Raw genomic sequence first — 10,315 nt, forward strand, 5'->3', positions numbered from 1 at the left:
TTCTGATGAACCTCTCCCTCCGGGAGAGGTTGGGGCCCGCTCCTGCTGTTCCTTAGTGGGCACCGAATACTCCCTACGATCCAGGTGCGCACAGCGCACCCTACGACTTATTCCTCGGCGCTTTCCTCATCCTCTTCCGGCAACAGATCCAGCCAACCTGCCAGCACCATCTGCGCCTCTTCCACGCCCATGCGCTTAGGCGCCGAGAACAGCTGGATGCTGATGGCCTCGCCCCACTGCTTGTGAATTTCCTGGCGCACCTTGAGCAAGGTGGTCTTCGCTGCGCCGAAAGCCAGTTTGTCGGCCTTGGTCAGCAGGATATGCAGCGGCATGCCACTGGCTACCGACCAGTCCAGCATCATGCAGTCGAACTCGGTCAGCGGATGGCGGATATCCATCATCAACACCAGGCCGCTCAAACTCTCGCGGCTGCCCAGATACGCTTCCAGATGTTTCTGCCAGTGCTGTTTGAGCGGGATCGGTACCTTGGCATAACCGTAGCCGGGCAGGTCGACCAGGCGACGCTCGTCGTCCAGGCGGAAGAAATTGAGCAACTGCGTGCGTCCCGGTGTTTTCGAGGTGCGCGCCAGGCTGGCGTGAGTGAGGGTATTGAGCGCGCTCGACTTGCCAGCGTTGGAGCGGCCGGCGAAGGCCACCTCCAGGCCGCTGTCCTCGGGGCACTGATCGACCTTGGCGGCGCTGATGAGGAAGCTGGCCTGCTGGCACAGACCGATGATGGGATTTTTCGGGAGCATGGGGGTATCCGGTGGATGCCTCGATTCCTGTTCAGTGGTTCGAGGGCTTGCGACATTTCCGCGCACCTGCTGCGCCCCAGAGGGGGCGGCAGGGGGCGTCGTTTCCGTTTCAGTGTTGCCAGTATATAATGCCGCAGATTTTGTGTGCGCTTTGTCCCACCCGCAGGAACCCAATTGCCGGGAGCGATTAAATCTCTGCTCGATAGAAAGCAGGACGTTCCCAACCCTGATGAGGTTGATCTGATGAAGAAAATGCTGCTTGCTGCTGCCGTTATGATGTTGTCGTTCAACGGCTATGCTGCTCAGGATCCGCAAGCTGTGTATGACCGTTCCTGTGGTGTATGCCACAACGGCCAGATTCCCACGGCGCCCAAGAAGGGCGACAAGGCCGCATGGGAGCCGCGTCTGGCCAAGGGCATGGATACACTGGTGCAGAGCGTTACCAATGGTTTGAATGCCATGCCGCCGCGCGGCCTGTGCATGGACTGCTCGGCCGAGGATTACCAGGCGGTCATCAAGCTGATGACCGAGTGAGTAAGCCCGCTCGATAACCCTTTCTCTCTTAGCCGTAATTGGATTAGCTGATGAACAAAGTACTCGTGAGTCTGCTGTTGACCCTGGGCCTCACTGGCGTGGCACAGGCTGCTGGCGATGCCGAAGCCGGTCAGGGCAAAGTCGCTGTCTGTGGTGCCTGTCATGGCGCCGATGGCAACAGCCCTGCACCAAACTTCCCCAAGCTGGCCGGTCAGGGCGAGCGTTACTTGCTCAAGCAGCTGCACGACATCAAGTCCGGTGCCCGTCCGGTGGTCGAAATGACCGGCATGCTGGACAACCTCAGCGAACAGGACATGGCTGACATCGCCGCTTACTTCTCCAGCCAGAAGATGAGCGTTGGTGCCGCCGATCCCAAGTTGGTCGAGCGTGGTGAAGCACTGTTCCGTGGCGGCAAGCTGGAAGAGGGCATGCCGTCCTGCATCGGTTGCCATTCGCCCAACGGCGCTGGCCTGGCCGCTGCCGGCTTCCCGCACCTGGGCGGCCAGCACGCTCAGTACGTGGCCAAGCAGCTGACCGACTTCCGCGAAGGCAATCGCACCAACGACGGCGACGCGATGATCATGCGCGCCATCGCTGCCAAACTGAGCAACAAGGATATCGAAGCTGTATCCAGCTTCATCCAGGGCCTGCACTGACGGACCATCGTTGCTTTTGGCAAGACAAAGGGTGGCTACGGCCACCCTTTTTCATTTGCGCCGCGGCTACAATGGCCGGAACCTGCCTCGTGTCGTCCGGTCTTACTAGCGATTCGCCACGAGGCGATGCCTACTACCAAGGAGTACCCCATGCGTAACCTGATTCTCGGCGCCGCTCTGGCCCTCAGCAGTCTGTTCGGTATCACTGCTCATGCCGAGCCGGTGGCTGGCCAGCAGTACGTCGAGCTGAAGAGCCCGGTGCCGGTGTCCAAGCCTGGCAAGGTCGAAGTGGTGGAGCTGTTCTGGTACGGCTGCCCGCACTGCTATCAGTTCGAAGCGACTCTCAACCCCTGGGTCGAGAAGCTGCCGGAAGACGTCAACTTCGTCCGCGTGCCGGCGCTGTTCGGTGGCATCTGGAACGTGCATGGTCAGGCGTTCATCACCCTGGAAAGCATGAAGGTCGAGCACAAGGTGCATGACGCCGTGTTCAACGCCATCCACCAGGAGAAGAAGAAGCTGGCTTCGGCCGAAGAGTTTGCCGATTTTGTCGCCACCCAGGGCGTTGATCGTGATGCCTTCCTCAAGACCTTCAACTCCTTCGCCGTCAAAGGCCAGATGGAAAAGGCCAAGAAACTGGCCATGGCCTACCAGATCACTGGCGTACCGGTGATGGTTGTCGGTGGCAAGTATCGCTTCGACCTGGGCTCGGCCGGTGGCCCACAGCAGACCCTGCAGGTCGCTGACCACCTGATCGCCAAGGAGCGCGAGGCGCTTTAAGCGGCCGCAGGCGCGAAGCATGCTGCGCCGCTGGCGAAAGACACGTGCGGTTGGTCTGTGCGATCCACAGATCAACCCGCACTGCTCGCCCGAGAGCGACTGGCCAGCCGACGGCCTGTTGCGTCTGCTCAGTTTCAACGTCCAGGTCGGCATCAATACCCAGCGTTATCATCACTACCTGACCCGCAGCTGGCAGCATCTGTTGCCCCATGCAGGGCGTGCCGGCAACCTGCAGCGCATCGGTGATCTGCTCGCCGACTTCGATCTGGTGGCTTTGCAGGAGGTCGATGGTGGCAGCCTGCGTTCGGGCTACATCAATCAGGTCGAGTACCTGGCCCAGCAGGGGGCCTTTCCCTTCTGGTACCAACAGCTCAATCGCAATCTCGGGCGCTTCGCCCAGCACAGCAACGGTGTGCTCAGCCGTTTGCGTCCCTCTCTGCTGGAAGACCATCCGCTCCCCGGCCCGCCTGGGCGTGGTGCGATCTTCCTGCGTTTGGGCGAGGGTGAGCATGCACTGGGCGTGGTGATGATGCATCTGGCGCTGGGAGCTCGCACCCGGACGCGGCAACTGGCCTACATTCGTGAGCGTGTCAGCGAGTTTCGCCACCTGGTGCTGATGGGCGACATGAACACCCATGCTGTCGACCTGCTGGAGAGCTCCCCGTTGCGCGACCTCGGCCTGATCGCGCCGCAGGTCGAAGCGACCTTCCCCAGCTGGCGACCGCAGCGCTGCCTCGATCATATTCTGATCAGTTCCGAGCTCGAGCTGGGGCGCGTCGATGTACTCAGTCAGCCGATTTCCGATCACCTTCCCGTGGCCGTGGAAATCCGCCTGCCGGAAGCACAGAATGCTGCGCAAATGCCTATGCTGAAGACGCCATCTCCCGAGTAAGCCGTATGAGCGATGACGCGCAACGCTGGAAAGAAAAGTACCTGAGCAGCCTGGAACAGCAGGAGAAGCTCGACCGCGGTTGGGAGTTGCGCCTGGATCTGCTGCGCCGGGGGCTGGTGCGCAGCAGCCTGGCCGCCGAGGGCGCGGACAAGGCGGTCGATCAATGCATGCAGGAAATGCGCGAAATTCTTCGCCGCGACGATATGGACGCTGCATTGGGCGGCCTTATCCCGCGTCTGGAAAAGGCTGTGCTGGATTCCGAGCAGCGCCGTCAGCAGCGTGCCGCAGAGGCTGCGACTGCGTTGGCTGGCTTGATCGAGCAATTACAGCGTCTGCAACCGCCCCGCGAGGTGCGCAAGGCACTCAAATCACTGGGCAAGCAGTTGCAGGATGCCACCGCACACCAGTACCTGCTGCCGGCGCTGCTCAGCCAGCTGAGTAATCTGCAGGGCCAGGCGCTGACCGTTCTGCAGGCTCCGGCGCAGGAACAACCAGGCCTGCTTCAGCGCCTGTTCGGCTCGCGCAGCGAGACCAGCGAAAGCAATGAGGATGCGCCGGACCGTGTTGCTGAGGTCGCTAGCGTTATCGAGGAGCCCGCACCAGAGCCAGCGCCAACGCCAACGCCAGCATCCGCGCCTGCCACCGTCGCGGTAGCGAACGAGTCGCCTCCCCGTGTTGCCAGAGTGATTAGCGCGCCGGCCCAGCATCAGGCCCACGAGGCTTCGCCCGTGCTCGATAGCCTGCCTCTGCCGCCGGGGCTGGTGCGGCAGGAGGGTGCCGACGACAGCCCGTTTTCATTGCCCAGCAGCGAACCTGGATACAGCGCGGTGGCGCCGCATATCGCCAGCAGTCTGCGTGGCCTGCTCGACGAGCTCGAGCTGCCGGCGCGCCATCTGCCGCAAGGTGACGCGCTGCGCCTGCGACTCGAGGGCAATCTCAACTGGTACGAGCTGGTGCCGGTGCTGGATGATCTGGCCGTGCTGGTGCTTGCCGTCACCGATAGCGGCCAGCGCGAGTTTGCCGGCTATCTCAAGCAACTCAACGAGCGCCTGGCTGCCTTCATCGAAACCCTCAGCGAGGCGCACGAGGGCTACAGCGCGTCAGTGGAGAATGCGCGCAGTTTCAACCAGCAACTGCGGGATCAGGTCAGCGATCTGCAGAACAGCGTGCAGGAAGCTGCCGATCTGGAATCGCTCAAGCAGGCTCTGGAACAGCGCCTGGAAGGGCTCTTGCAAAGTGTCAGCAGTCATCAGCGTCAGCGCGACAGCAGTGAAGACGACGTGGCCGAGCGGCTGCAGGGCCTGGTCAAGCGTGTCGCCGAGATGGAGCAGGAAGCGCAGCAATTTCGCGAGCATATCGAGGAGCAGCGACAGAAGTCCTTGCTGGACCCCCTGACTGGGTTGCCCAACCGTGCCGCCTGGAGCGAGCGTCTCGACCTGGAAGTTGCTCGTCGCCAACGCTATGGCGGCCAGCTGTTGTTGGCGGTGCTGGACGTCGATCACTTCAAGCGGATCAACGACGGCTACGGCCACCTGGCAGGTGATCGAGTGCTGAAGATCATCGCCGGGGAGCTCAGCAAGCGTTTGCGCAAGACCGACTTCATTGCCCGTTTTGGTGGCGAGGAGTTCGTTCTGCTGATTCCTGCAACGCCGCTGGAGGGAGGTGTCCAGCTTCTGGAAACCCTGCGCGCGGCAATCGAGGCCTGCCCGTTCCACTTCAAGGGTGAGCCGGTGACCATCACCTTCTCCGCCGGTATCGCCGAGTTTCGCAATGGCGAGGCGACCGAGGTCACCTTCGAACGTGCCGACCAGGCGCTATATCGCGCCAAGGGCGCGGGGCGTAACCGAGTCGAACAGGCTGCCTGATCCCGTCTACGTCGAGCCGCAGCGGCAGGCGCCGCGGCTCCCGTACGAACCACTCACTCCTTCTAGGATGTTGCCTCGGCCGGGTCCCTGCTGGTTGCTCCAGCGGTTCGTGCCCGTGGCGCGTGATCGTCCTCCTCCTGCAGCGGCACCTCGTTGCCCTGAGCGTCGTACAGCTTGCCGCCGATGAAGTGGTCGCCATCGTGCAGGGCGGCGATGTCGCGGTAGCGCAGGCTGCGCTCGGTGCCTGCGACGAATACCGACTGCTGATCCGAGTTGCCGGCGGTGAAATGGTTGAACAGCAGGTTGAGCAGGATCGCCATGATCGCCGCCGAGCTGATGCCGGAGTGGAAAATGGTCTCGAACCAGGCCGGGAAGTGATGGTAGAAGCTGGGCATGGCGATGGGGATCATGCCGAAGCCGATGGAAGTAGCGACGATCACCAGGTTCATGTTGTTGCGGTAGTCGACCTTGGCCAGGGTGCGGATGCCGCTGGCGGCAACGGTGCCGAACAGCACGATGCCGGCACCACCAAGCACCGAGGTCGGCACTGCGGCGATCACTCGGCCCATGATCGGCAGCAAGCCGAGGGTGACCAGAATCAGCCCGCCGGTGGCGACCACGTAGCGGCTCTTCACGCCAGTCACGGCAACCAGGCCGACGTTCTGGGCGAAGGCGCTCTGGGTGAAGGAGCCGAATAGCGGCGCAACGACACTGGCGATCATGTCCGCGCGCAAACCGTTGCCGAGGCGTCTGGAGTCGACCTTGGTGTCGATGATGTCGCCGACGGCGAGGATGTCGGCCGAGGTTTCCACCAGGATCACCATCACCACGATCAGCATCGAGATGATCGCTGCCACCTCGAACACCGGCATGCCGAAATGTAGCGGTGCCGGAAAGGCCAGCACCGGCCCTTCGCTGACCTTGGAAAAATCGGCCATGCCGAATGCCACCGCCACCAGAGTGCCGATCACCATGGCCAGCAGGATCGACAGGCGCGAGATGGTGGCGCTGCCGACCTTGCTCAGCAGCAGCACGGTGGTCAGGGTGAAGGCGGCCAGGCCGATGTTGGCCATGCTGCCGAAGTCAGCTGCACTGCTGTTGCCGCCCATGGCCCAGCGCGCGGCGACAGGCATCAGCGTCAAACCGATGGTGGTGATGACGATGCCGGTCACCAGCGGCGGGAAGAACTTGGTGATCTTGGAAAAGATCGGCGTGATCAGCAGCCCGATCGCCGCTGCGCCTATCACCGCGCCGAATACCACCGGCAGCCCGCCTTCACCGCCATTGGCGCCGACTATCGCCACGATGGTGGCGACGCTGGCGAACGACACGCCCTGCACGAGCGGTAACTGACAGCCGAAGAACGGCAAGCCGATGGTCTGCAGCAAAGTGGCAGCGCCACCGACGAAAAGCGAGGCGGCGATCAGCAGACCGATATCGGCAGGCGACAGACCGGCCGCCTGGCCGACGATCAGGGGTACCGCGACGATGCCGCCGTACATGGTCAGTACGTGCTGCAGGCCGTAGAGCAGATTGGAGCCGAGGCCGAGGTTCTCGTCCTCGGGGCGCTGGGTGGTGGAGGTCATGGGAAAGCTACTCGCTGTTGTTCTTGTGCGGTCAATGTAGACATTTTGTTGCCACATTGGCTACTACTTTGTATACATTTTTTCGAGTGTTGTTTCCTGGAACCATTACGGCGCTAATGGTCATAAAATTTCCACGCGCGCTGAAGATGCTCGAATCTGACCGTGGCCCCGACTCGCGAGGCGACCCCCTAAGGCCCTAGACTATGCGCACTAGCCACCGGAGACGCCCATGGACATCTTCAGCATTGCCGTGCTGATCTTTTTGGTCACCGACCCTTTCGGCAATATCGCCATCTACATTGCCGCGCTGAAGAACGTCGAGCCGCGCAGACGGTTGTGGATCGCCGCGCGCGAACTGCTGTTCGCCCTTGGCCTGTTGCTGCTGTTCCTCACCTTTGGTGACAAATTCCTCACCAGCCTCGGGCTGTCACGCGAGGCAACCGCGATTGCCGGCGGTATCATCCTGTTCGTCATCGCCATGCGCCTGATCTTTCCCAGCCCGCAGGGCCTGCTCGGCGACGTGCCGGATGGCGAGCCGATGCTGGTGCCGTTGGCCACGCCGGCGGTCGCCGGACCTTCAGCGCTTGCGGTGCTGATGACTCTGCGCAACACCCACACCGGGCCGCTCTGGGAGCTCTACCTGGCGGTCATCCTGGCCTGGGCGGCGACGGCATTCATTCTGTTGCAGGCTTCGTTCCTGCAGCGTTTTCTCGGTAATCGCGGGTTGATGGCGGTAGAACGATTGATGGGCATGCTGTTGATCATGCTCAGCGTCGACATGCTGCTGGACAACCTGCAGAGCGTATTCGGTCACGCATGAAGTCTCTTTGCCTTGCCCTCGTCCTTGTTCTGCTTGCCGGTTGCACCGGTGGTCTACGTATCGATGACAGTCACACCGCGACCGGTCAGAACAGCCGGGTGCAATACGTCGTGTTGCACTACACCTCTGCTGACCTGCAACGCTCGCTCGATCTGCTGACGCAGACCGAGGTGAGCAGCCACTACCTGATCGGTGATGCACCGCCGACCGTCTACCGCCTGGTTGACGAGAACCGTCGCGCCTGGCACGTCGGCGTCAGCGAGTGGCAGGGGCGCACCTGGCTCAACGCTTCGACCATCGGCATCGAGCTGGTCAATCAGGGCTACTACCAGACGCCAGCGGGGCGCTACTGGCAACCTTTCGCGCCGCAGCAGATCGACACCCTGATCGTGCTGCTCAAGGACATCGTCAAGCGTCACCAGCTACCGCTGGGCTCGATCATCGCGCACAGCGATGTGGCGCCGCAGCGCAAGGTCGATCCGGGCCCGCTGTTCCCCTGGAAGCGTCTGGCCGATGAGGGCCTGGTGCCCTGGCCGAACGAGGACGCCGTGGCGCGCCAACAGGCGCTGTTCAGCACCAGTCTGCCCAGCGTGCAGTGGTTCCAGAAGCAGTTGGCGCAAAATGGCTACACGGTGCCGCAGCACGGTGAGCTGGATGAGGCGACGCGCAATGTCATCGCCGCCTTCCAGATGAAGTATCGCCCGGCCAACTACGACGGCCAGCCGGATGCCGAAACTGCAGCGCGGTTGCTGGTGCTCAATCTGCAGGCGGCAGGATAGAGCTCAGCTAGGCGTGGTGCCGATCAGCCGAGAGTCGGCCAGCGCTGCGCTGCGATGAACGATGGCGGCCTGGTATTCGGGGTCCGCGAGCATGCTCAAAAAGGCTGCTGACGAGGGATAGCGCACCAGCAGAAGCAGATCCCACTGCTCTTGCTTCGGTGCGATCAAAGCCAGGTGGACGTCTGCCATCACCTGCACCTCACCACCCACTTCACGGACCTTGCTCAGCGCGGTGCGGCTGTAGCGCGCATAGGCTTCGCGCCCGCTGCAGGGTGCGTGGGGACTGTCTGCGCCATACGCAGCTTGGCTGTTGAAGCGCAGCAGATTGAGCATGAGGATCGGCGTATCACTGGGCATGCGCTCGGCGAACGCCAGCAGATCCTCGCGGGCAGGGTTGATGCTGGGCATGCACGTTCCTCGGCTGGCGTTTTTCCTGAGCCTCACGCCTGAAGCCGAGTGCGGCAAGTGCTATCGATCCGCCTGATAGCCGATCATCTGCTCAGCATGGTGCTGCGCTACGGTTGCTGTACTGGCAGGTCGATCAGCGTGGGCCAGGTTGGAAATCACGCGCATCACGCGCCCAGACGTCCAGCACCGGTTTGAGATCTTCCAGGGTCAGTTGCGTGCTGCTGTTCTCCAGCGTCAGGCCGTGCCCCTTGCGCACTACACGCAGCACCGGTTCGCTGGTGCGGGCATCGAGGCCCTCCAGCTCGATGAAGATGGTGCTGTCGCGGTCACGGGTGCCTGCGGCTGTGGTTGCCGCAGCGAGTACCAGGGCGACAGGAATCACTTCATAGGCCTTGAGCCCTTCGGTGGAAACCGTCACGCCGGTGATCGCGCTGCGCAGTACCAGGCTGTCCATGGTCGGTTCTTTGACCACCGTCATGCGCCCCTGCAACTCACGGATCAACGCCTGATGCAGATAATCACGGACACTTTCCAGCGTTTGCGCGCTGACCTGATCGCTGGGAACTGGCTCTGGATAGAAGGTCGGCTTCTCCACATACACCGCCGTGTAGCGCTCGCTCCTGAACTGCGGCGAAATCCAGCGCAGCACCGGTGCGCCAGTGGCTGAAGTGGCTGGTTGAAGCTGGGAGTAGTCGGCGAGGTAGCCGGAGAACTGTGTGGGTTTGGTGGTCTGGCTGGCGCAGCCGCTGAGCAGCAGCGCAGTGAGTAGAGCCAGGCAAAGCGGGTTGGCGTAACGCATCGGCGGACTCTCCTGTCCAGGGACCTGCAATCAGCCTAGATGCCGCTTCGTCAGCCCGCCAGTTCGCTCAATCGTTGAGCAAGAAGCTTGAAGTCATAGGGTTTTACGATGCTCTCGGTGGCTGCCGCGCTGTCGCGGGCGCGCACCTCTTCGAGCAGTTCGCGTTCGTAATAGCCGCTGGCGAACAGCACCGGCAGGGTCGGTCGCAACTGGCGCGCGGCCTCCACCAGTTCGCGTCCGTCCATCCCGGGCAGACCGATGTCGCTCATCAGCAGATCGAAGTGCTGTTCGCTGCGCAGCCGTTCCAGGGCGCTGTGCCCGTCGCGCAGGGCAAGGACGCGATAGCCGAACTCCCCGAGGACTTCAGCGGTGAGTTGGCGTACGACATCGTCATCCTCGACCAACAGGATGGTCTTGGTACTGGCGCAGTCGATTTCGGTCATG

At 62.4% G+C, this 10,315-nt stretch carries 12 protein-coding genes; 7 read left to right on the plus strand and 5 right to left on the minus strand.

What is annotated here, in order from left to right:
- Positions 1 to 107 precede the first annotated feature (107 nt).
- Positions 108 to 755: a ribosome biogenesis GTP-binding protein YihA/YsxC gene (gene yihA / locus BLS08_RS01680; protein ID WP_017676418.1), complete on the minus strand. Its 648-nt coding sequence runs from the start codon at positions 753 to 755 to the stop codon at positions 108 to 110.
- A gap of 243 nt (positions 756 to 998) precedes the next feature.
- Between yihA and BLS08_RS01685 the strand changes: the two genes are divergently transcribed.
- The 5 genes from BLS08_RS01685 to BLS08_RS01705 all read left to right on the plus strand — a co-directional run bounded on the left by BLS08_RS01685 (position 999) and on the right by BLS08_RS01705 (position 5,479).
- Complete coding sequence (locus BLS08_RS01685; protein ID WP_017676419.1) at positions 999 to 1,289, plus strand: c-type cytochrome; 291 nt, start codon at positions 999 to 1,001, stop codon at positions 1,287 to 1,289.
- 50 nt (positions 1,290 to 1,339) lie between these two features.
- The gene (locus tag BLS08_RS01690; protein ID WP_017676420.1) at positions 1,340 to 1,945 is read left to right on the plus strand and encodes a c-type cytochrome; all 606 of its coding nucleotides are present in this window, start codon (positions 1,340 to 1,342) and stop codon (positions 1,943 to 1,945) included.
- Positions 1,946 to 2,095: 150 nt separating this feature from the next.
- On the plus strand, positions 2,096 to 2,722 hold the full coding sequence (locus BLS08_RS01695) for a thiol:disulfide interchange protein DsbA/DsbL (protein WP_017676421.1): 627 nt from the start codon (positions 2,096 to 2,098) through the stop codon (positions 2,720 to 2,722).
- Between the two features lie 19 nt (positions 2,723 to 2,741).
- The gene (locus BLS08_RS01700) at positions 2,742 to 3,614 is read left to right on the plus strand and encodes an endonuclease/exonuclease/phosphatase family protein (RefSeq protein ID WP_017676422.1); all 873 of its coding nucleotides are present in this window, start codon (positions 2,742 to 2,744) and stop codon (positions 3,612 to 3,614) included.
- A gap of 5 nt (positions 3,615 to 3,619) precedes the next feature.
- A complete protein-coding gene (locus BLS08_RS01705) occupies positions 3,620 to 5,479 on the plus strand; it encodes a GGDEF domain-containing protein (protein WP_017676423.1) in 1,860 nt (619 codons plus the stop codon).
- Between the two features lie 62 nt (positions 5,480 to 5,541).
- Here the strand turns inward: BLS08_RS01705 and BLS08_RS01710 are convergent, their stop codons facing one another.
- On the minus strand, positions 5,542 to 7,065 hold the full coding sequence (locus BLS08_RS01710; protein ID WP_017676424.1) for a nucleobase:cation symporter-2 family protein: 1,524 nt from the start codon (positions 7,063 to 7,065) through the stop codon (positions 5,542 to 5,544).
- 229 nt (positions 7,066 to 7,294) lie between these two features.
- Between BLS08_RS01710 and BLS08_RS01715 the strand changes: the two genes are divergently transcribed.
- Positions 7,295 to 7,885: a MarC family protein gene (locus BLS08_RS01715; RefSeq protein WP_017676425.1), complete on the plus strand. Its 591-nt coding sequence runs from the start codon at positions 7,295 to 7,297 to the stop codon at positions 7,883 to 7,885.
- On the plus strand, positions 7,882 to 8,664 hold the full coding sequence (locus BLS08_RS01720) for an N-acetylmuramoyl-L-alanine amidase (RefSeq protein WP_021487559.1): 783 nt from the start codon (positions 7,882 to 7,884) through the stop codon (positions 8,662 to 8,664). Before BLS08_RS01715 ends, BLS08_RS01720 begins: the two co-directional genes overlap by 4 nt.
- Before the next feature lie 3 nt (positions 8,665 to 8,667).
- Here the strand turns inward: BLS08_RS01720 and BLS08_RS01725 are convergent, their stop codons facing one another.
- The 3 genes from BLS08_RS01725 to BLS08_RS01735 form a co-directional block, all read right to left on the minus strand.
- Entirely contained in the window at positions 8,668 to 9,072 is a 405-nt protein-coding gene (locus BLS08_RS01725) for a DUF1330 domain-containing protein (protein WP_017676427.1), read from the minus strand.
- A gap of 133 nt (positions 9,073 to 9,205) precedes the next feature.
- Positions 9,206 to 9,871 carry a DUF3313 domain-containing protein gene (locus BLS08_RS01730; RefSeq protein ID WP_017676428.1) on the minus strand — a complete coding sequence of 222 codons (666 nt, stop codon included), beginning with the start codon at positions 9,869 to 9,871 and terminating at the stop codon, positions 9,206 to 9,208.
- Between the two features lie 50 nt (positions 9,872 to 9,921).
- The gene (locus BLS08_RS01735; protein WP_017676429.1) at positions 9,922 to 10,314 is read right to left on the minus strand and encodes a response regulator; all 393 of its coding nucleotides are present in this window, start codon (positions 10,312 to 10,314) and stop codon (positions 9,922 to 9,924) included.
- Position 10,315: the final 1 nt, after the last annotated feature.

Origin of the sequence: Ectopseudomonas chengduensis (assembly GCF_900102635.1) — a bacterium.
Lineage (GTDB): Bacteria > Pseudomonadota > Gammaproteobacteria > Pseudomonadales > Pseudomonadaceae > Aquipseudomonas > Aquipseudomonas chengduensis.